Origin of the sequence: Shewanella fidelis ATCC BAA-318 (assembly GCF_000518605.1) — a bacterium.
GTDB classification, from domain to species: domain Bacteria; phylum Pseudomonadota; class Gammaproteobacteria; order Enterobacterales; family Shewanellaceae; genus Shewanella; species Shewanella fidelis.
In genome coordinates this window covers 159,391-181,767 of sequence record NZ_JADX01000018.1, presented here as the reverse complement: position 1 = coordinate 181,767, position 22,377 = coordinate 159,391, and the positions used below count along the sequence as shown (strand labels likewise).

Here is a 22,377-nt window from a genome sequence, read left to right as displayed (position 1 = left end):
AAAGTGGTGGGTCGTGAAGGATTCGAACCTTCGACCAATTGGTTAAAAGCCAACTGCTCTACCGACTGAGCTAACGACCCATTAGCATAACTAACATCTTTCACTGCCTAGCTAGAATATCTAATTAGGTGGCTAAGATGCCCTCAGACGACTCTCTCGCTCCGAGGGCGCCTATAATACCTTTTTCAGTTTCCCATGCAAGCGCAATTTTCCCATTTTTCTTTGTTTGCCTGAAAAACAAACTAAGAGATTGTTTTACGAATAAAACAGCATCAAAGTGATGAAAGTTGCTGCAGTGCAATTCGTGCTGCTGCACTATTAGGGTATTCCTGACTAACTTTTTGGTAATAAGCCTTTGCTTTTGCCTTATCGCCCGTTTTTTCTGCGATCATGCCAAGCTTGACTAAACTTTCGCCACGCTTACTTGAATCTTTATATTTTTCTACAACAGTAGTAAACGCTTTAGTTGCTCCAGCAAATTCACTTTTATTGTAAAGCAACTGCCCTAACCAATAATTTGCGTTCGGAGCGTAAGTTGAATTTGGGTAGTTTTGAATGAAGTTTGCAAAAGCAGGAATTGCTTCTTCATACTTCTTATCTTTCAATACTAAATTAACAGCCTGCTCGTAACTCGCAGTTTCGCCTAAGCTTGAAGGTGCTGAAGATGAAACAGCGGCTGGCTGCACTATAGTAGGTTGAGCGGAAGCCTTTGTTGAAAGGTTCGCTATATCTTCATATAACTGACGCTGTCTTTGTAGCATCTGCTCAATTTGATATGACTGCTGCTCACTTAAACCACGTAGATCCAACACTTCTTGTTGAAGAGCCTCCAAACGCTGTTGCATTTGAAACTCACTTTGTTGCTTAGCTTTAACGACTCGCTCTAGCCGAGCTATTCTATCGTCAGTCGAACCACCAGCAATATCCTCTACAGGAGCAGGCGCTGCATAAGCAGAGCCTGCAACAAGGATGATTGCCGCGGACAAAACGGCATGTTTCATAAGGTAAACCTTTACCTAAAAATTAATAAACTAATACAGCACGGCGGTTTTTAGCAAAACCTTCATCTGTACGAGTGAAATCCATCGGCTTTTCTTCACCGTAACTTACAATGCTCATCTGGCTAGGTTGTACACCCATACCTTGTAGATATTTAGCAACCGCTTTAGCACGACGTTCGCCAAGTGCAATGTTATATTCTGGCGTACCGCGTTCATCAGCATGGCCTTCGATCATGACGCGAACATTTGGATGCTCAACTAAGTAGTCTCCGTGAGCATTTAGTACTTCGGCGAATTGCTGAGATACAGAGCTGCGGTCAAAATCAAAATAGATAATGTGTTCTTTTCTCAACTCTTGGTACTTAAGGCGTTGTTGCTCTTCAGGAGTCAGCACAGGTGCTACACCACCAGTTTCTACGCCATTATTTGCATATTCACTTGATGAAGATGACTCAGTTGAACTCGTTGCATCTGTTTCTGACTCAGAAGTCGAGCTACATGCGCTGATAGCCATAATAGGAAGCACGACTAACATCGCTTTAAATAGCTTATTCAGATCCATTTTATAATCCTTAATCTTTTTAGTTAGAGAAATGGTGACCAAGATGGTGATTTAACTTCACCTTGCCCAACAGGCAATCTTGCTTTAAAACGTCCATCCATAGAAACCGCAGCTAACACTTGCTTGCCTTGGTATGTAGTTCCGTAAATAACCATAGTGCCGTTTGGCGCCACACTTGGTGATTCATCTAAGCGTGTACTCGTTAGCACTTGCATAAAACGAGTTTCTAGATCCATACGAGCAATATTAAATTTTCCGTTGGTACGGTTAACAAAAATAATACTGCGTCCATCCGGCGTAATTGACCCACCGAGGTTCCACTCACCTTCAAAGGTTAAACGTGAAATCTTACCTGAATCCAGATAAACACGATACAGTTGTGGGCGACCACCTCGCTCCGAGGTTATTAACAAAGACTTTCCATCAGGAAACCAAGATGGTTCAGTATCAATCGCATAATGATTAGTTACACGCTTAATCGCTTTGGTGGCAATATCAACAACGTAAACTTCAGGCTGGCCATCTTTGGAAAGTGTCAGCGCAAGTTTCTTACCATCTGGAGAAAATACCGGTGCACCGTTAATGCCATCAAAGCTTGTTACTTTTGTTCGCTGCTGCGTATAAATGTTTTGAACATAAACTTCAGCCTTACGGTTTTCAAAACTCACATAAGCTAATCGCTGACCATCTGGTGACCAAGAAGGTGACATTAACGGCTCTGGAGAGCGAAGTAACATCTGTTCATTGTAACCATCATAATCGGCAATCATCAGCTTATATGGAGATTTCTCGCTATGGTTTACCACAACATAAGCAATACGAGTTAAAAATGCGCCCCGGATCCCCGTTAGTTTTTCATATACAACATCACTAATACGGTGACCGTATTGACGGAACTGCGCTGCTGAGATCACGGTTTCTCGACTATCAATCACCAGATCTTGCTTCGACGCTGTATCTGACTGCAGTTGTGCTTTTACTAAATCAATTAGCTCAAAACTAACAAGATACTTATCACCTGGATAAGGTTTAATCGATCCCATCACCACAGCTTCAGCAGGCTGTGCCATCCAAGCATCAGCATTAAATTGAGCAACACTGCTAATATTGCGTTGCGGTAAACTTAATTCATCAGCAGGGCTGAATGTACCGCTGCGGGCTAAGTCTGACATCACTACATCAGATATTTGTGACGGCATAGGGCCTGTGCCTTGCCAAACAAATGGAATAACAGCAATAGGTCTCGCGGCATCAACCCCTTCTGTAATCACAATATCCAATGCAGCTTTTGCAGGCATGCTGCAAATAAGCAGTCCCGCCAACAACCATTTACCAAAAATTTTCATATGGTTCCTTTAATCAAACTCAGGTTGAACTGTTAAATTAATCTCTTTTAACTTGTTGTATACATCAGGCTCATTCGATACTGGTAGTCTACCCGCTTTGTTTATCGCCGCCTTAGTTGCGCGACAAACGACACCATCACCATCTAAAGTCTGACTTGCGGTTACAAAACCGTCATTTGCAAGACGAATAAACACTCGACAACTTTTACCTCGCATAGATTCGTCAACCACTAAGTGACGTTGAATCGTTGCACGGATCATCGAAGTGTAACGCTGCACTTCACTCATCACCTGCTTATTGCGTGTTTGTGAAAGTGCTGCTTGCTCAGCCGCCAAAGCATCTTGCATCATTTGCTCTTGCTCGCGCCTTGCTTGCTCTTCAGCTTTGCGTTTTCGTTCAGCTTCAGCCTTTCGCTTACGTTCCTCTTCAGCTTTTTTAGCAGCGGCTTCTTCAGCTTTACGTTTTTCTGCCGCTTTACGAGCCGCTTCTTCAGACGCTTTGCGTTCAGCTTCTTTCTGTTTACGTTCTGCTTCAGCTTTCGCCGCTTTCTCTCTCTCTTGCTTTTGTTTTAACTGAGCAGCTTTTGCTGCATCTGCAGCCTTCTGAGTTTCAATCTCTTTTTGTTTACGCTCTCGTTCAAGCTTTTCAATCCGAGCTTGCTCACGCTCACGCTCTTTACGCGCTTCACGAACCCGTCTATCAGCTTCTTCTTGACGGGCTTTTTCTTTACGCTCAGCTTCTCGTTTTTCAGCTTTAAGTTTTTCAACGTGTTGGGCTACTTTTTGCTGATCAACAACAACGGCTTGCACAGCTGGTGCACTTGCTTTAGGTTGTGGCTTAGGCTTTTCTGAAAAGTCCACACCTAAAGCAAGAATAACTATCACGCCAATATGAATACCAGCTGAAATAGTAAAGGGAATTGTTAAATCTGATTTAGCCGCCAATTAATTATCCTCCGGCGAATCAGTCATTAAGCCAACGGAGGGAACGCCTGCTCCCTGTAAACTCACCATTAATTGAATAACTCTCTCATAAGGGATTGAGCGATCAGCCTTAACCACTACAGGACGCTCTGGCTCTAATTGAATAATTGCACCGACTCTAACGGCAACCTCTTCAAGCTCTAACACTTCTTTAGAGTTAGCGCTGCCAACATCAAGGTAGTAATCCCCCATCGCATCAATCGATGCAACCACTGGTGGTTTACTATCTGCAGGCAAAGATTCTGCCTCACCTTGAGGTAAATCAACTTTAACCCCTTGAGCAACAATCGGAGCCGTTACCATAAAAATAATCAGTAGTACCAACATCACATCGATATAGGGCACCACGTTAATTTCGGCAACCGGACGACGGCGCTTCCTTTGGTAGCCTTGATGCATTATGCCTGTTCCTTCTCGCTATATGCTTGACGGTGTAAAATACTTGAAAACTCTTCCATAAAGTTAGCGTAAGACATTTCAATTTTCTCTACCTGAGTAGAAAAACGGTTATAGGCAATAACGGCAGGAATAGCTGCAAATAAACCCATTGCTGTAGCAATCAACGCCTCAGCGATACCGGGCGCTACCATCGCAAGCGTGGCATTTTCTACAGCACCTAGTGCGATAAACGAGTTCATGATCCCCCATACAGTACCAAATAGACCGATGTACGGGCTGGTAGAACCGATTGTTGCTAGTAACGGTAAATTTGATTCGAGCTTTTCAAGCTCACGAGATAGAGACACTCGCATTGCTCGATAACTGCCGTCCATTACAGCCTCAGGTACTCGTCCGTTTAACTTATTTAAGCGAGCATATTCTTTAAAGCCACTCACGAATAGCGCTTCAAGGCCGGTGTTACTATCTTGTCTTGCTGACAACTCTTGATAAAGTTTATTCAAGTCCACACCGGACCAAAACTTATCTTCAAATTTAAGCGCATTTGTTTTGGCTGCCGTTAACAATTTACGGCGTTGAATAATCACCGCCCACGACACAATTGAAAGACCAAGCAAAGTCAACATAACCAACTTAACTAAAAGACTTGCTTGTAAAAATAATCCAATAAAAGAAATATCAGCTTCCACCTTTGAACTCCTGCGCAATATTTTGGGGAATGGCTTTGGGTCTCATGCGGGATAAAGCTATGCAAGCAACTAAAATCTCAGCTTCGCAATACACCACACCGTCTTCGTCGATAAGGCGTTGCTCAAACACCATTGACGCTTTCTTAAGTTCTATGACCTTGGTTTCTACAATAAGGTTCTGTTCAAAACGTGCCGCTTTGCAAAAATTCAATTCTGCACGTTTAACAACAAATGCAATGTCCTCTGCCAAAAGCGCAGTTTGGCTAACGCCTAACGCACGTAACCACTCTGTTCGAGCTCGCTCAAAAAAGTTTAAATAATTTGAGTGGTAGACTACACCACCAGCATCTGTATCTTCATAATAAACCGAAATAGGCCAACGAAACATAAACAAAAATCGCCAATCGATAAGATAAAATAGAGGCCTACTATACCTAGGCACTATGCAATTGTGAATCGTGATATGTGATATGTAATACGCTTCTTCATAAAATTTTGTTAATCATCTTAAAAGATTGTTGCATTAATGCCCAAATCCATCTTAATAACGAATGCGGACGAATTACCATTCAGACTTTATTCCTTACACTCCTTTTCTAATGCCGTTATTTCCCAGCTATTATTGTTAACCATCATTACTGCCTTTAAGCAACCCAATAGCTGAATGTGATTAAGCCACAAAATCCGCCAGATTGCTGTCACGTTATCCACGAAAACAAAAAAGGAAGCCGAAGCTTCCTTTTCAATTTATTGTTCAAGCTAACTTAATTAGCTATTCAGCGATTTTTGCAGGTACTGCTAGGCCAAAGTTATGCCAGAGGAAGCTATAGATATCCGCAAATTCATCAATCTTCATTGAAGTCGGTTTACCCGCACCATGACCAGCCTTTGATTCGATTCGCATAATTACTGGCGCATCACCTTGTTGTTTATCTTGCATTAATGCACCAAACTTAAAGCTATGTAACGGTACAACACGATCATCATGATCTGCTGTCATCACCATAGTTGCAGGATAAGCTCTTTCTTCAAGGTTGTGATAAGGTGAATACGCATACAAAGCTGGGAACTGCTCAGCATTATCAGCGCTACCATATTCACTTGTCCAAGCCCAACCTATAGTAAACTTCTGGAAGCGCAACATATCAAGCACGCCAACAGCAGGTAATACCGCAGCAAAAAGCTCTGGGCGTTGAGTAATGGCAGCCCCCATTAATAAACCACCATTGCTCCGGCCATATGCACCTAATTTTGAAGAGTTTGTATAGTTCTCGTCGATTAAGTATTCAGCGGCGGCATAGTAATCATCAAATACATTCTGCTTTTTATCGAACATACCCGCTTTATGCCAACTATCACCGTACTCAGCACCGCCGCGGAGGTTAGGCACTGCGTATACACCGCCCATATCCATCCATGCAATATTGGCAGGACTAAAACGAGGTGTCATTGAGATACCAAAACCACCGTACGCATAAAGCAGTGTTGGGTTTTGACCATCTTTTTTCATCCCTTTTTTATAAGAGATCAGCATAGGCACTTTAGTGCCATCTTTACTGGTATAAAACACTTGCTCTGAAGCGTAATCATTTGGATCAAATGAAACGTCTGGTTTTGAGTAAACACTTGACTCACCGGTTTTAAAATCAAACTTATAAGTCGTTTGCGGCTGAATATAACTATTGAAAACGTAATAAAAGTAATCTTTACTGCGCTTTCCATATGGACCAGCAACCTTACCTTTACCTGGAAGTGCTACATCTTGGCGCTTATCGCCATTCATACTATAAATAGTGAGTTTGCCCAATACATCATGCAAATAACTCACTACCAGATGATCGTTCACTATTTCAACGTTACTAATAGGGTCGCTTAGTTCAGGAATAATCGTCTGCCAGTTCGCTTTATCACTATTGTTCACGTCAATAGCAATCACTTTACCATTGGGTGCGTTATAATCGGTTTTAAAATAAAAGACCGAGTCATCATTCCCGATAAAGCTGTACTCAGCTTCTAAATCAGGGATCAGTTCAACAACGTCTGCTTTTGGATCCTTAAGCGATTTATAAAAGAAACGGTTGCGACTATCGGTACCTTGAGAAATATATAACAGTAAATAGTCACCTTTTTCAGAGACCTCTATACCAAAGCCCCAATCTTTATTTTGCGGGCGCTCGTACACCAAAGTATCGGCACTTTGCGGCGTCCCCATTTTATGGAAGTATACTTTCTGATTAAAGTTAACATCAGCTAAAGCATTTCCCCCTTCAGGCGCATCATAACGTGCGTAGTAAACACCGCTATTATCGTTATTCCACACCGCACTTGAGAATTTAATCCAATCCAGCTCATCAGCTAACTTTTTACCGCTTGCAACATCGACAAAATGCCAAGCCTGCCAATCAGAACCTGATTTTGAAACCCCATAGGCAAGCGTCTTGCCGTCGTCGCTAACAGACACACCTGATAACGCTACAGTGCCATCATCAGAAAAACGATTGGGGTCAAGTGCAACTTTCTCGACACCTTGGGCATTTTTTACATAAAGTACTGACTGTGCTTGTAAGCCGTCGTTACGGTAGTAAAAGGTATTGCTACCTTTCTCAAACGGTGCTGAGATTTTTTCGAAATTCCATAATTCAGTAATGCGATCAACGATCACCTGTTTGTTGGCAATACCCGCGAGATAATCGTTACCCGCTTTTTGTTGCTCACTCACCCACTTTTTTGTTCTATCTGACTCAACTTCGAGATAACGGTATGGATCGGCAACTTGTACCCCATGAATTGTTTCTATGACACCGCCATTACTTTCACTAATTATACTTTCTTCACTATTTGATTGTGGTTGAGACTGGCAACCTGCTATAGCGATCCCTAACCCTATCGCTAAAATATGCTTTTTAGTCAGCATTGATTTAATTCGCATAACTTATCCCTGATTAAATGACTCTTTTAACATAAGAGTTCTGTTGTTATCGCTAAGCCTAGCTTTACTCGGTCTCGGTCTGTTACCGTCATCTATTTAATTGCTTAGCGTTTGATTGCAAACGCACTATACAAATTAAAAAATCTCATCGCAAAGTTTGTTTGAGCTTTGTTTTTAGAGATGACGATAAGTAACTGTTAATAAATTAGTAACATAGATAAATAAAATATCATGCGATTTACCCAACTAAATGTGACAAATACCACAATAACCTAGGTTTACGCTGTTTTTACCAGCAACACGCCTCAACTCAAGCATTAAAAAAACTAATGATTAAGTCTAATAATTCTAGTTTGTCAGCCCCGTCGCTCAACTCTATAATTCGTCTCGTTTTCAGGAAGTGTCTGCTTAGCAGATATGGAAACAAGAACTTTTAAAACTTTGGTGGTTTTCCACGGAAGTTATATCCCTGGTTCTTATGCTTGACTTCCTTCCTTCAATTTGTTGATTGCAATGATTTATTTTTGCGGCCCGCTTACCATGTAAGCGGGCTTTTTTTTGCCTATTCAAGCAATATTAATACACAAAAACCAGAAATAATATTCAAGTTTACTGGTAAATCACTGCATATAAATTCATTGAACATATGGCTAAACTCATAAAAAAGCCCAGCTGTAATGCTAGGCTATTTTACCAATGAGATATGCTATAAAGGCTTACTAATCCTAATGACAACCCTGCGGTTTCTTGAGCGTTCTTCTATCGTTTGATTTGATGCAACATGTCGCTTCTCACCGTGACCCATTGTATGAATTCGATTTTGACCAATACCACTTGCAACGAAAAGCTCTTTCACTGAGTCTGCACGTTGCTCCGACACTCGCATGTTGGCACTTCTACCACCATAACTATCGGTATAAGCATCAATCAATACCAAATCAACGTTCTTGTCATACGCTAGGTATTCCTGTACTCGAGCAATTTGAGACTTTGAATAACGTGTTAACTCTGTACCACCAGACTCATAAGTAAGAACGGTGAAGGCAATATCTTCAAAAGAGTATGGTAATAACGAGGATAAACAGGCTTTGAACTCTGAGTATTGGCGTTTAAAGTTTACCGCTGACAACCCGACTGCCACTTTATTTGATTCGTTGTACCAATCAGCATAATAAAAGGTCGGCTGCATACCGCTTTCAAGCTCAGCGAGCATAGACCAAGCTGCGTTACGTGGCACTTCTCCGCTAAAATACTTTTGGTAAGTTAGCTCGGTAATATCTTTAGATAGCACACCTGGACGCCATGCAGGCGCCATGCTTACTAATTTAGCTTGAGTGACTTGGTCAGGCTTTACCCACATATCTAAGGTAAAGTTAAGGTTATGGTCTTTACCCGCACGGCTGGTAAAGACCGCTTTACCGTATGATGGAATATCATGCTCTAAGCGGCACATCACAGGGTTATTGCCACTCAAACGCCATTGTGACTCTTCTAAAGAAGCCACATATTGCCTTAAGTCTGCATTGGCAGAGAAAGGGAGGATCAAAAATGATGCTAAAATTACCCAAAGCCGCATAAATTAACTCTCTAAATTCATATCACTCTTGTTTATCGGCAAAGAATTCTTTTCCTTTAGCTCATTAATCAAGCAAACGAACATGACACAGATCATCAGTTGCCGCATAATAGTCATCTGCACATTTTTAGGAAATTTTAATGACTGACACTTTCGACCCTAACTTAATGAAAAACCGCTTCAGAGGGTATTTCCCAGTGGTCATTGATGTTGAAACCGCTGGTTTTAACGCTAAAACTGACGCGCTGTTAGAAATTGCCGTCACTATGCTAAAAATGGATGAACAAGGCGAACTTAGCTTAGATAAAACATTGCATTTTCATATTGAGCCTTTTGAAGGTGCAAACCTAGAACCTGAAGCCTTAGCTTTTACAGGTATTGATCCTAGCAACCCTCTACGTGGTGCGGTAAGTGAAAAAGAGGCATTCTTAGAGATCTTTAAGGAAGTAAAAAAGGCACAAAAAGCGGCTGGTTGCCACCGAAGTATTATTGTTGCCCATAATGCGGCTTTTGATCACGGCTTTGTTACCCAAGCAATTGAGCGTAATAATCTGAAGCGCACGCCATTTCACCCTTTTGCAACATTCGACACTGCAGCGCTTGCAGGTTTAGCCATTGGTCAAACAGTACTAGCCAAAGCCTGCACTATGGCAGGTATTGCATTTGATAATCGAGAAGCCCATTCTGCCCTTTACGATACTGAGCGCACTGCAGAGCTATTTTGCTTAATCGTAAACCGCTGGAAAGCGCTTGGAGGCTGGCCTTTTATTGCAGATACAACCAATGAAAAACTTTGCAACGATGTCGATAGTACTCCTTCTGAAGTAACATCAACCCCTGATGATTTGAGCTAATTTTAGTATCAGTCAAATCAAAACTAGCTATTAAAAATATCGCTGTAGCAAATAAAAAGACGAAGATTGATTATCTTCGTCTTTTTATTTGCAATGCTAAATTAGTATCCAATCATGAATTTCCTAGCTTTGATTAACCACTTTACAGCCCAGTCTTATCATCAAGTTTTAACTCATCGATTAAAGCAAAGATCTGGTAAAGTTCTCTAAAAAGTTGCTCAATATCATGGCTAAAATCCAAAGGTTTGAGAACATCTAATTTAGAGTTAAAATAATTATGTTTCGTCGCTATTTTCATAAACAGTTTGCCATCTTTAAAACAAGCTTCTAACTGCGAACCATAGAAGCTAGACAATGACAGAAACCGAGCCATAGTTGCTGGCGTTAACAAATAACGCGCTTCAACTTGATCACTACTATACACTTCAAATTGACGTTCAAAGTTCACATCCTCAAGCTTCACCTGAGACAAGTCATGTTTAAAGGCTTGATATTTATTACCTAAAGTCCCCTTATCTAGCCTCACTTGAGTTTCGCCTTGAAACTTTTTAAAGGTATCGAACTCAATAATAATACCGTCGAAAATTGTTTTATATTTAGTTTTATTATCTTCAGTGCCATTAGCTACAGATAAATTGAGTTCACGAACAAGAAAAGCAACACCCTTATATTCACCTTTAACACTATCTTGAAAATAACCTCTATCGTATTTAGGCAAAACTCCATATTGCTCATATTTTTTAAGCTCTGGTAGATTTTTCGGGTTAAGCATAAAGCTCTCACCAAAATAACGCAGTATAAGAGGATGAATGACTTTAATTACACCGTCTCGGAACTTAAAAGCTTCACTCCCAGCCCAAAAATTAACTGCTGCAGCGACAATCATTGCTACTACAAACAACAGCAAACCACCAACAAGCATAAAGCCATCGCCATTTGTAATGGCTAAGGCATAAAAAATACCCGCAAAACCAATAAGACCTGTAAACATCGCAATATAGGAAACTGGCTGGCTAATTTTTCTTCTCTGTTGGTATTTAGCAGCAATAGGAATCCGCTTTGCTTCATAACGTTGCCATTTAGGTGCTATGTGCTGTTGGAAATATTCGGCAAACGAATGTTTATCCTCGGCGGGAATATTTAACGCCTTCGGGTCCATACAAAATCCTTAATGTATAATCCTGCAGAAATCCAGTTCTGCAGTTAACGCTAACTTCATATAACAAGCTATATTTTCATACAAAAAAGCTGCGATTAACGCAGCTTTTTTATGCTAATACTAACTACAACTTAATAATTATAGCGAGTCAGCATTATCAGTTAGGTAAGAAGCTACGCCTTCTGGGCTAGCATCCATACCTTTGTCACCCTTTTCCCAACCTGCTGGGCAAACGTCACCGTGATCTTCATGGAATTGAAGCGCATCAACCATACGGATCATTTCATCAACGTTACGACCTAGAGGTAAATCGTTAACGACTTGGTGACGAACTTGACCTTCTTTGTCAATTAGGAACGAACCACGGAAAGCAACACCTGCTTCTGGATGCTCTACATCGTAAGCTTTACAGATCTCATGCTTAACGTCAGCAACTAGCGTGTATTGAACTTGGCCAATACCACCCTTGTCTACTGGAGTGTTACGCCATGCGTTATGAGTGAACTGAGAATCGATTGAAACACCGATTACTTCAACGCCACGCTTCTTGAACTCGTCCATGCGGTGATCAAAAGCAATCAGCTCTGATGGGCACACAAAAGTGAAATCAAGTGGGTAGAAGAATACTACGGCAGTCTTTCCTTTAATTGCTTCAGATAGGTTAAAGGTATCAACAATTTCACCATTACCTAGTACTGCAGCAGCAGTAAAATCAGGGGCCGGGCGGCCGACTAATACGCTCATTTTATTTCTCCATCTATGGATTGCTAAAAACGCTGTTTCGTTTAAATCTAAAAGGCATTATAGGCAGTGTTAAACTCTATACAAGCTATTTGAGAGCAATATCACTTTTTTAAATGATTATTCTGTTAACTGGCCACTAAGCCGCCAGCTTAACCTTACTTTAGCTATTGATATTCACAGTTTGTTTGCATATTAAGCTACAGCTAATTCACAACTCTGTTTGAATTCAAGATATCCAGCATAGATGCTGGACATCCTAGCTATTAACAGGCAAAAATGGACGCAACTTCAAATATAAGAAATAGATTAACCATAATATGAATGCAGTTGTCATCGCTGTTTGCCTAATGTTGGGCCTCAGCTTAGCTCGAGTGAATATCGTCATAGCGCTAACTATCTCTGCCTTAGTTGCAGGGTTGGTCGGAGGGATGGATCTCCACCAAACCGTCGAAGCGTTTAACACAGGTCTAGGCGGAGGAGCACAAATAGCCTTAAGTTATGCCCTGTTGGGCGCGTTTGCCGTTGCTTTATCGCATTCAGGGCTAACGACTGTTATCTCAAACAAAGTGATTAGCCTATTGGGTAAAGAACAAAATAGTACTAATAACAACCGCGTTCGTTGGGTGTTATTGTTAACTATCCTGGCTATGGCTATTTCATCGCAAAACATTTTACCGATTCATATTGCCTTTATTCCAATTTTAATCCCGCCATTATTGCATGTAATGTCTAAATTAAAGATGGATCGCCGTTTAGTCGCTTGTGTACTGACTTTTGGCTTAGTAACAACTTATATGGTGTTACCTGTCGGCTTTGGTGGCATCTTCCTTTATGATATTTTGCTCACTAACTTAAATAGTAATGACCTACACGCACTAAAATCTCAAGTTGCACCCGCGATGATCATTCCAGCGCTAGGTATGGTGTTTGGCTTACTAGTGGCGATATTTATTAGCTACCGCAAACCAAGAGAATATCAAGAAGAACAAATCTTAACGGCCGAACCAGAAGAAGGCATCAACAAGCGCAATATTATGATTGCTGCAATTGCTGTCGTCGCCACTTTAGCAGTTCAACTCTACACAGGCTCAATGATATTCGGTGCGTTAATTGGCTTCATTGTGTTTAGCTTTTCTGGCGCACTGAAACACGTTGCAGATCAGGACATCTTTAACCAAGGTGTACGCATGATGGCCAACATAGGCTTTATTATGATCTCTGCCGCAGGTTTTGCAGCAGTGATTAAAGGTACAGGTGACGTGGCAAGCTTAGTCGAGATCATGAACACCGCCATTGGCGATAACAAAGCCTTAGCTGCGTTCTTGATGTTATTAGTTGGCCTACTTATTACTATGGGGATTGGTTCGTCATTCTCGACAATTCCAATTATTGCGGCAATCTATGTACCTTTAGCCATCAGCTTTGGTTTCTCTGTTGAAGCAACCATTGCTCTTGTTGGTACAGCGGCGGCATTAGGAGATGCAGGCTCACCTGCTTCTGAATCAACACTTGGCCCAACCGCTGGTCTAAATGCGGACGGCCAACATGACCATATGAAAGACAGCGTTATTCCAACCTTTATTCACTACAACATTCCATTATTGGTATTTGGTTGGATTGCTGCCATGGTGCTTTAGTGCAACTAATGGTTTGTTAACCAGACAAAAAGCACAAATAAAAAAGGAGCCATTTGGCTCCTTTTTACTGTTAAATGATTAAGCAAGCTTAAATAAAAACTTGTAAACCCTGACAGTATCAGTACTTACTTAGTACCAAAAATTTTGTCACCAGCATCACCAAGACCAGGCAGAATGTAACCTTGCTCGTTTAAGCAGTCATCAATTGATGCTGTGAAAAGCTCGATATCTGGATGCGCTTTTTCAAGTGCAGCAATACCTTCAGGTGCGGCAACAAGAACCAAGGCTTTAATTGCTGTACAGCCGCGTGCTTTTAGTAGGTCAATAGTAGCAATCATAGAGCCACCAGTAGCCAACATTGGGTCAACAATAAGTGCAATACGTGATGGCATATCGCTCGCAAGCTTTTCAAAATAAGGTACTGGCTCAAGAGTTTCTTCGTCGCGATAAATACCGACAACAGAGATACGTGCGCTTGGTACATGCTCAAGCACGCCATCCATCATACCAAGACCTGCACGTAGAATAGGTACTACAGTAACCTTTTTACCTTTGATCTGATCGATTTCAACCGGGCCATTCCAACCATCAATCGTTACTTTTTCAGTTTCAAAATCAGCCGTTGCTTCATATGTTAGTAGACTGCCTACTTCTGCCGCTAATTCGCGAAAACGCTTCGTGCTAATGTCACCTTCGCGCATTAATCCAATTTTATGACGGACTAAAGGGTGCTTAACTTCAACGACTTTCATCTTGTTCTCCTGATTTTCTAACGTATTTTTCACGGTAAATTTTAACGATTCTAGTAGATTTGTTCATGTAGGAAAACTTAAAGTTTCAAAAAGGCGGTAAATCGTGACCTCTGTCGCTAAGTTAATTGAAAAACTTAGCTTTCGACGCTACTCACAAGCTGATAGAATAGCGCCGCGTTAAATCCAATAATAATCTATACCCGTACCCGAGAGGATCTCCGTGAGCACTCCTACTACCCCACTAAGCTATAAAGATGCAGGCGTTGATATTGATGCCGGAAATGCACTAGTTAACAACATCAAGTCAGCAGTAAAACGTACCCGCCGTCCAGAAGTTATGGGCAATTTAGGTGGTTTTGGTGCACTTTGTGAGCTACCAACTAAGTATAAGCATCCAGTACTGGTTTCAGGCACTGATGGCGTTGGTACCAAGTTACGCCTTGCTATCGACTACAAAAAGCACGATAACGTTGGTGTTGATTTAGTTGCAATGTGTTCAAACGATTTAATCGTTGCAGGTGCAGAGCCACTGTTTTTCCTTGACTACTATGCAACAGGCAAACTTGATGTTGAAGTTGCCACAGCAGTAGTTAAAGGTATTGCAGAAGGCTGTGTACAATCAGGTTGCGCATTAATTGGCGGTGAAACCGCTGAAATGCCTGGCATGTACGAAGGCGAAGACTATGACCTTGCAGGTTTCTGTGTTGGTGTTGTAGAGAAAGAAGAAATCATCGATGGCACTAAGGTGCAAGACGGTGATGCCCTTATCGCATTAGCTTCAAGCGGTCCTCATTCAAATGGTTTCTCACTTATCCGTAAGGTATTAGAAGTGAGCAAGGCTGATCCTGAGCAAGAACTTGCTGGTAAGCCACTGATCGACCATTTACTTGAACCTACAAAAATTTATGTAAAATCACTGCTTAAGTTGCTTGAAGAGCACGATGTTCATGCAATGTCACATATTACTGGTGGTGGCTTCTGGGAAAATATCCCACGCGTACTACCTGAAGATTGCAAAGCAGTGGTAAACAGCGACACATGGCAATGGCCAGTCGTATTTAACTGGTTGATGGAAAACGGTAATATTTCAGAATTTGAAATGTATCGTACCTTCAACTGTGGTGTTGGTATGGTTGTCGCCCTACCAGCAGATAAAGTCGATTCAGCCTTAACACTGCTAAATGCAGAAGGCGAAAACGCATGGTTAATCGGAAACATTGCCAAGCGTAACGGCGAAGAAGAGCAAGTGGAGATCCTGTAATGCCCCAGAGTTGTCGCGTTTTAGTATTAATTTCAGGTAATGGCAGTAATTTGCAAGCTATTATCGATGGTTGCGATGATAACCTTCAAGCCGAAGTTGTTGGTGTAATAAGTAATAAACCTGACGCCTACGGATTGATCCGTGCTCACCAAAATGAGATTGATACCAGCTGCGTGATAGCTCATACCGGCGAAACAAGACAAGAGTATGACGCCAGACTATTAAGTGCGATTGAAAAATATCAACCTGATCTAGTTGTATTAGCAGGCTTTATGCGCATTCTAAGCGATGAGTTTGTTCAACGTTTTGAAGGGAAAATGGTTAACATCCACCCTTCTCTCTTGCCTAAATATACAGGGTTAAACACTCACCAACGTGCTATTGATGCAAAAGATACAGAGCATGGTGCAAGCGTACATTTTGTTACGCCAGAGCTTGATGCTGGGCCTGTGATTTTACAAGCAAAAGTGCCTGTTTATGAAGAAGATACAGCTGAAGTTTTAGCGCAGCGAGTACATGAACAAGAGCACGCTATTTATCCATTAGTGGTTAAATGGTTCAGCCAAAATCGCCTTAGCATGGTCAGCGGTGCAGCTCAATTAGACGGTCAAGTATTACCTGCCAATGGGTATGCTGCCGACTAGTTTCTACATCTTGTTAAAAGGCACCTTTGGGTGCCTTTTTTATGCCTTAAACAAAATTCAAAAAACCGTGTCTCGCGCAAGTTATAGTCGCGATCAGTATTTGAATTTGCTCAACTCGGAATGGCAAGCTATAGCGACTCTAATGCTACGGCTCCTCATGCCCAAAGAGCTCGCTCAAATCTCGAGTAATCATTTCAAACATATGGGTATGCTGAACTTCATTAAAGTACGACTAAGTGGATATAGAAGCTAGAGTATCGTAGCAGCGGTTACTGAGGAGCACTTAATGGCCTCTAAACAGCTAACCTCTCATTGAGGACTAAATCTTGATACCGATTGCGATAATAAAAAACCCCAAGTGTTAATTTCACTCAGGGCCTTTTTCATTAACTTGTAATCAGTCCTACGCCATTAATAATTTATACTGTATTCAAGTGCTAAACGACGTCCATACCCTGAAAACTGGCTACGGTAACTTTCCCAAATAACCTCTTTGTTCATCTGTGAAACAAGTGGCTGGTAGTCTTCATTTAATAGATTATCTATACCAAAGGTAAAGCGACCAAAATCCGTATCAAAAGTCGATACTAAATCAACCAATGTATAGCCGTCGTAAGGCGACTCATAAAAGCTATAACCAGCCTCGCTCTCGCGATCGTGTTTATCTCTATCGCCCACATAATTCGCTTGCAAACGCAGTGAGGCCATATCATTAAAACGGTAATCACCATAGATTGACGCCTTAATTGGCGTAATGCGCGTACCGTTCATCCAGTAATCTGAACCTGTTTCACTATTAGTACGCTTACCTTCTGACATAGAAACACTGCTGCCAAGTTTAAACTCTCGATTAATTTGGTAATCAAGCGTCGCTTCAAAACCCCAAATTTCTTCGTCAGCAACAATAACAGCCGCCACACGCTTATCCGCTTGTGAGTCGACGTTATAATCGTAGGCATAACCATCTTTGATGTCTGAATAGAACAAAGACAAACTAGCTTGCAGATTGTCATCGCTATAACGCAAACCTGTTTCATAATAATTGGTTTGTGTTGCAGGGATCTCTTCAGCAAACTCAGCAACACTGTCAACAGGCATATCACGAAGCATACGCATATCTGCATGCGAATAACCTTGAGAGTAACTAGCGAAAATATCAGTGCTAGCGGCAATATTATAAACCAGACCTAGGTTAACTAATGGCTTATCATATTTAAGCGTATCACCTTGTTTAGCACTGAGTACGCCTCGTCGATAACGCATATAATCAGGCACTTCAATTTCAAAGTTCTCAAAGCGTAACCCCATTTGCAGTGTCAATTCATCTGTTACTTGATTCCAATATTGCGCAAACGGACTCAATTTAGTTTCAGTTAAATCGCATACAGAGCAAACATATTGAGCCTGTGTAACAGGGTTTCCAGCAGCATCAATACCAGTGATAACATCGCGTTCTCGACCTTGTTCGGTATTATCTTTGCCATACTCAACACCATAGGCTAACCGGCTTGTGTTATTTATGTTCCATTGTAGAGCCGCTTTAAAGCCGCTGCGTGTAGACTCAATTTCAGACGCAGACTCATAGCCAACATTCACCTTACTATAGTAAGTTGACAGGCTTAACTGCTGATTGAAAAAGTCATCTTGATCGTAAGTAAGCTGTAACGTAGTAAGTTTAGTAAACGGATTGGGGCCAACATACGGCTCAGTTTTATCTATCTCTATTAGGCCGTTTTCTTCATTGACAGTACGTTTATAATGCAGCTTGTTTTCAATGTAGTAATGATGGGCCAGCATGGCTAAGCGACTTGAGTCAAACTCTTGCTCAAGTTTAAATAGCACATCATACTCATCAGCATCGCCCATGCCCCCCTGATTATTTGGCGCTCCGGGTAATTGCTCTCCATCTGCATCATAGAGATTACCGCGGTCTTTGCCTGATAAGTTGAGCAAGTAACCAAGATCTGAATCTGTTGTACCCGAAAAACTCTGCGAGATACTGTAGCCCGCATCAGATAGTTTATCGGCAAACGCTTCAACTCCCACACGAGTTTGCATTTCAAAATTCACACTTGGTTTTTTGGTAATGACATTGATGATTGCGCCCGCTTCACCATTACCATACATGGCACTAGCGCCTTTAATCACCTCAATGCTTTCAATCACGTCCACCGAGATTGATTGCAGATCGCGACCACCTGCACGCAATGTTGTTGAAATCAATACACCATCAATCATTACAATCGCCTTACCGCCACGAAAGTTCTGACCAAAAGTAGACATGGTTTCAGTACTCGGTGAAAAACCAGGTACTAAGTTAGAAATCATTTCAGACAAATTACGTGCAACGACCCGTTGTAAATCTAAGTCAGCTTCTGACACGATAAATACTGAATTGGGAGTGTCGCTTAACTTCTGTGCAAACGGAGAGGCGGTAACGATAATATGTTCAATATCGCTAGATTGATTTGATGTTTGAAGAGTTTGTTCAGCAGCAACCGATGTGCTACCTAAAGCGCTTAAAACAGCTAACCCTAAGATACTTAACTTCACTTGTTTTTCCATAAATAAATGAGAATGGCTATTATTACCATTTACCTATGGAACGCAACTTAGTTACGGGATATTTACAAACCTGACACTTTGTAACATAGCTAAAACTAACAAAGGTTAAAAGTAAGCTCTGCTTAGATAGTTTTCGATTAACTCACCCTATCAACTTGCTCAACTAACACGACTTTATTACGCCCTTGAGCTTTAGCCCGATAAAGTGCTTTATCTGCCTCTTCTAATACTCGTTGCCAATGGTCTTTCAACAATGCGCCATTGATCCGTTTGCCTACTCCAATCGAAACCGTCAAATTTAACTGTTGTTTGCCAGCAATGATGACAGTATCTGCAATCTCTTGTCGCACTTGTTCAAAGCGCTCTTGAAGTTCAGTTAATAAAATCGGACCGGAGGATGTAGGCCAACTTAACGACAACACAAACTCCTCGCCACCCCATCTAACCAATAGATCTTGTTCGCGAATATTTTTCTGAATAATGCTGCCCACTTTAACCAACACTTCATCGCCCACATCATGACCATAGGTATCGTTCACCGCTTTAAAATGATCAACATCAATAATAGCCAAACACATTTGGGTACTTAGGCTACTGGACTGCTGCTGAGCGATGAAATCGAGGAAGTAACGTCTATTATACAACCCCGTAAGCGTATCAATATTAGACTGCTTATAGAGCTCTAAATTCGATGACTGTAAGTTCCTATTATCATTCTCCAACCAATAGCGTTTCTTTATTAGTAAAGAGATTGAAATAACAGCAACTAAAATAAAGAAACACAAGAATTTTTCTCTGATCTCTTGTTCAGCCAATCTCGCTTCATGAGCATCATTTTCTGCCTTTAATAATGCCACCTCTTGCAAGCGATACTTTTCTTTATAGGTCTCACTGAGATTCAATAAAGTTTTACCACGCTTATCAAACAAGAGCTCCTTTTCAGCCACATTTGCTTTTCGCTGGTATTCAAGTGCAACTTTGTAATCCCCTAGCCCCTCATAGGCCAATGCATAATTATTAAACATATCAGCGTGTGAAGCTTGGGTACCTATTTGTTTGTATAATGCTTCGGTTTTATTCAAAGCAGCTAGAGCAGAATCTATATCGCCAAGTTTAATCAAAGCCTTAGCCAACATACGGCTACAATCAGCTTCAATGACTCGATACGCTAACGCTGAAGAGCGAGCAATACATTCATTCGCTTCGATTTTAGCGCTTTCATACAACTCAGAAGATAAATAGAAATGCAACCAAGCGGTCATTACATTAAACTGCACCCGCAGTTCACCGCTCTTTTCAGCACTATTTCGTGCTTCTATAAGGTAGGGCATACTCTCTTCAACGCGCCCGAGCCGTTCTAAAATAAACGCAGCATTATTATTAAATGCACTAATTTGCTCATAATCACCGCCATAGCGTTCAACATGAGAAAGTGCATTAACATTTGACTCCCAAGCTTTATCCCACTCTTCAATTTCGAGATAAATCAATGAAACATTGGATAGCACCTTACTAACATATGGGTCTTCAGGCTGTGTCATAAAGATATCAAGCGCTTTTAAATAGTACTCTAGCGCAAAATAGTACTGATCTTGGAAAAAGTAGAGTGCCGCTTTGGTGTTATAACCACGGGCAACTAAATGAAGGAAGTTTGTTTTTTGTGCTAGCGCAATTGATTCGTCAACTAAAGATATTCCATCTTGGTAGCGACCTTCTCGTGCTGCAAAAGTTGCTAGCCACATATTGGCTTCAGCAATTAACCAGTCTTGTTTGAGTCGTTTGCCTGCTTCTAACAGGTCAACTATCGCTTTTTCAGCCAGTAGAGGCGCGCTATTAGACAACTCTATATCATGTAAGATCCGATAATAAGCAAAAGCATAAAAAGCCGAACTCTCTGCTTTTTCTTTAGAGATCAACAGCTGTAACTGCTCTCTTTTACGCTCAGCCGCAATATTCTTATTTTCAAGCAATTTAATTATTTGCTTACCATTCGGAAAATCTTCAATGGTATCGCGAGGTGAGAATTCCGTAGCAGTTTCAGCAAAACCAGTGAATGAAATCCCCAGCAACAATATAAATGCAATAATCTTATCCATAACAATATCGCTAATTAGAAATTAAGATCTGAACCGTAAAACGTTGTAGAAAAGTAACTAGAACAGCAGTGTAAAACATTATGTTAACGACTGTATCTTGTTATTAATAAAGGAATTAGCGACACAATATCTGAAAAATACACAAGGTCAACATAAATATTTTTAGGCTGGTATACACCTGACTACAAATCAGCCAATTATGCTTTAATTAGCAAAGGGTAACTAAGGCGAAAATTTCAAAATTTGGTTAATTACCATTGTTTTTAGAATCTATTTAGCATTAGATAAGAGTCAAATATGCGGCAAACCAATGTGAAATAAGAGACGTTAATGAAAAATATTATTTGCGATATCGATGGTGTATTACTTCATAACAATCAACTTATTCCTGGAAGTGACAAGTTTATTCAGCGAATACTTGAGCAAGGTAACCCTCTGGTTATTCTCACTAATTACCCAGTACAAACGGCAAAAGATCTGCAGAATAGGCTCGGTGCAGCCGGTATTACGGTTCCGGAGGAGTGCTTTTATACCGCTGCAATGGCAACAGCGGATTTTCTAAAACATCAGCACGGTACCAAGGCCTTTGTGATTGGTGAAGGCGCATTGACTCATGAGCTTTATAAAGCTGGCTTTACTATTACAGATATCAACCCTGATTTTGTTATTGTTGGTGAAACCCGCTCCTACAACTGGGAGATGATCCATAAGGCCGCTAAATTTGTTAGCGAAGGTGCACGCTTTATTGCAACTAATCCAGATAGCCACGGGCCAGATTATAGCCCAGCTTGCGGAGCACTTTGCGCCCCAATTGAACGCATCAGTGGCAAAAGGCCATTTTACGTTGGCAAACCAAGCTCATGGATCATTCGCTCAGCGCTTAATCACATCGGTGGCCACTCTGACAACACGGTTATCATTGGCGATAATATGCGAACAGATATTCTGGCAGGCTTTCAATCTGGACTTGAAACAATTCTAGTCACCAGTGGTGTTAGCAAATTGGCTGATATCGAAAAAGAACCTTTTAGACCAAATCATATCTTTGATTGCGCAGGCGATATCGACGTGGTTTAAATAATGTTAGCTATGACCAATAACTAAACCAGTCACTAAGACCACGCAATATTAAGTAACATTTTCACTGGCTATCGCCTCTTGCTATTGAGGGTTCACTTG

The 22,377-nt window shown here is 41.1% G+C and carries 19 protein-coding genes and 1 tRNA gene; 5 read left to right on the top strand and 15 right to left on the bottom strand.

Features of this window, described 5'->3' with window-relative positions:
- Nucleotides 1-4 precede the first annotated feature (4 nt).
- The 10 genes from L884_RS0109825 to L884_RS0109780 form a co-directional block, all read right to left on the bottom strand.
- Nucleotides 5-80, bottom strand: a tRNA-Lys gene (locus L884_RS0109825).
- Between the two features lie 192 nt (nucleotides 81-272).
- The gene (ybgF, locus tag L884_RS0109820) at nucleotides 273-1,001 is read right to left on the bottom strand and encodes a tol-pal system protein YbgF (protein ID WP_028767342.1); all 729 of its coding nucleotides are present in this window, start codon (nucleotides 999-1,001) and stop codon (nucleotides 273-275) included.
- Between the two features lie 22 nt (nucleotides 1,002-1,023).
- Nucleotides 1,024-1,563 (bottom strand): peptidoglycan-associated lipoprotein Pal, encoded by a 540-nt coding sequence (gene pal / locus L884_RS0109815; protein ID WP_028767341.1) that lies wholly within the window; start codon nucleotides 1,561-1,563, stop codon nucleotides 1,024-1,026.
- 23 nt (nucleotides 1,564-1,586) lie between these two features.
- Nucleotides 1,587-2,909, bottom strand: a complete 1,323-nt coding sequence (gene tolB / locus L884_RS0109810) for a Tol-Pal system beta propeller repeat protein TolB (protein WP_028767340.1) — start codon at nucleotides 2,907-2,909, stop codon at nucleotides 1,587-1,589.
- A 9-nt stretch (nucleotides 2,910-2,918) separates the two neighbouring features.
- On the bottom strand, nucleotides 2,919-3,854 hold the full coding sequence (gene tolA / locus L884_RS0109805; protein WP_028767339.1) for a cell envelope integrity protein TolA: 936 nt from the start codon (nucleotides 3,852-3,854) through the stop codon (nucleotides 2,919-2,921).
- Nucleotides 3,855-4,292, bottom strand: a complete 438-nt coding sequence (gene tolR / locus L884_RS0109800) for a protein TolR (protein ID WP_028767338.1) — start codon at nucleotides 4,290-4,292, stop codon at nucleotides 3,855-3,857.
- Complete coding sequence (tolQ, locus tag L884_RS0109795) at nucleotides 4,292-4,981, bottom strand: protein TolQ (RefSeq protein ID WP_028767337.1); 690 nt, start codon at nucleotides 4,979-4,981, stop codon at nucleotides 4,292-4,294. The genes tolR and tolQ overlap by 1 nt, the downstream gene beginning before the upstream one ends.
- A complete protein-coding gene (gene ybgC, locus L884_RS0109790; protein WP_028767336.1) occupies nucleotides 4,971-5,369 on the bottom strand; it encodes a tol-pal system-associated acyl-CoA thioesterase in 399 nt (132 codons plus the stop codon). The genes tolQ and ybgC overlap by 11 nt, the downstream gene beginning before the upstream one ends.
- Nucleotides 5,370-5,753: 384 nt before the next feature.
- Entirely contained in the window at nucleotides 5,754-7,910 is a 2,157-nt protein-coding gene (locus tag L884_RS0109785) for a prolyl oligopeptidase family serine peptidase (protein WP_028767335.1), read from the bottom strand.
- Nucleotides 7,911-8,616: 706 nt separating this feature from the next.
- Complete coding sequence (locus tag L884_RS0109780) at nucleotides 8,617-9,486, bottom strand: flagellar protein MotY (RefSeq protein WP_028767334.1); 870 nt, start codon at nucleotides 9,484-9,486, stop codon at nucleotides 8,617-8,619.
- Between the two features lie 140 nt (nucleotides 9,487-9,626).
- Here L884_RS0109780 and rnt point away from each other — a divergent pair, with 140 nt between their 5' ends.
- The gene (gene rnt, locus L884_RS21925) at nucleotides 9,627-10,340 is read left to right on the top strand and encodes a ribonuclease T (protein WP_051435599.1); all 714 of its coding nucleotides are present in this window, start codon (nucleotides 9,627-9,629) and stop codon (nucleotides 10,338-10,340) included.
- A gap of 142 nt (nucleotides 10,341-10,482) precedes the next feature.
- Here rnt and L884_RS0109770 read toward each other — a convergent pair whose 3' ends face one another.
- A complete protein-coding gene (locus L884_RS0109770; protein ID WP_028767333.1) occupies nucleotides 10,483-11,499 on the bottom strand; it encodes a DUF3137 domain-containing protein in 1,017 nt (338 codons plus the stop codon).
- Between the two features lie 138 nt (nucleotides 11,500-11,637).
- Nucleotides 11,638-12,243: a peroxiredoxin gene (locus L884_RS0109765; RefSeq protein ID WP_028767332.1), complete on the bottom strand. Its 606-nt coding sequence runs from the start codon at nucleotides 12,241-12,243 to the stop codon at nucleotides 11,638-11,640.
- 317 nt (nucleotides 12,244-12,560) lie between these two features.
- Between L884_RS0109765 and L884_RS0109760 the strand changes: the two genes are divergently transcribed.
- A complete protein-coding gene (locus tag L884_RS0109760) occupies nucleotides 12,561-13,880 on the top strand; it encodes a Na+/H+ antiporter family protein (protein ID WP_028767331.1) in 1,320 nt (439 codons plus the stop codon).
- 125 nt (nucleotides 13,881-14,005) lie between these two features.
- On the opposite strand, the gene upp is transcribed toward L884_RS0109760, so the two are convergent.
- Nucleotides 14,006-14,632, bottom strand: a complete 627-nt coding sequence (upp, locus tag L884_RS0109755) for a uracil phosphoribosyltransferase (RefSeq protein WP_028767330.1) — start codon at nucleotides 14,630-14,632, stop codon at nucleotides 14,006-14,008.
- Nucleotides 14,633-14,852: 220 nt separating this feature from the next.
- On the opposite strand from upp, the gene purM reads away from it, so the two are divergent.
- Entirely contained in the window at nucleotides 14,853-15,893 is a 1,041-nt protein-coding gene (gene purM / locus L884_RS0109750) for a phosphoribosylformylglycinamidine cyclo-ligase (protein WP_028767329.1), read from the top strand.
- Nucleotides 15,893-16,537: a phosphoribosylglycinamide formyltransferase gene (gene purN / locus L884_RS0109745; RefSeq protein ID WP_028767328.1), complete on the top strand. Its 645-nt coding sequence runs from the start codon at nucleotides 15,893-15,895 to the stop codon at nucleotides 16,535-16,537. Before purM ends, purN begins: the two co-directional genes overlap by 1 nt.
- A 411-nt stretch (nucleotides 16,538-16,948) precedes the next feature.
- Here the strand turns inward: purN and L884_RS0109735 are convergent, their stop codons facing one another.
- Together L884_RS0109735 and L884_RS0109730 are read right to left on the bottom strand one after the other, a co-directional pair.
- Nucleotides 16,949-19,090, bottom strand: a complete 2,142-nt coding sequence (locus L884_RS0109735) for a TonB-dependent receptor (protein ID WP_169731785.1) — start codon at nucleotides 19,088-19,090, stop codon at nucleotides 16,949-16,951.
- A 149-nt stretch (nucleotides 19,091-19,239) separates the two neighbouring features.
- Nucleotides 19,240-21,198 carry a GGDEF domain-containing protein gene (locus tag L884_RS0109730; RefSeq protein ID WP_028767325.1) on the bottom strand — a complete coding sequence of 653 codons (1,959 nt, stop codon included), beginning with the start codon at nucleotides 21,196-21,198 and terminating at the stop codon, nucleotides 19,240-19,242.
- 330 nt (nucleotides 21,199-21,528) lie between these two features.
- On the opposite strand from L884_RS0109730, the gene L884_RS0109725 reads away from it, so the two are divergent.
- Entirely contained in the window at nucleotides 21,529-22,275 is a 747-nt protein-coding gene (locus L884_RS0109725; protein ID WP_028767324.1) for an HAD-IIA family hydrolase, read from the top strand.
- Nucleotides 22,276-22,377: the final 102 nt, after the last annotated feature.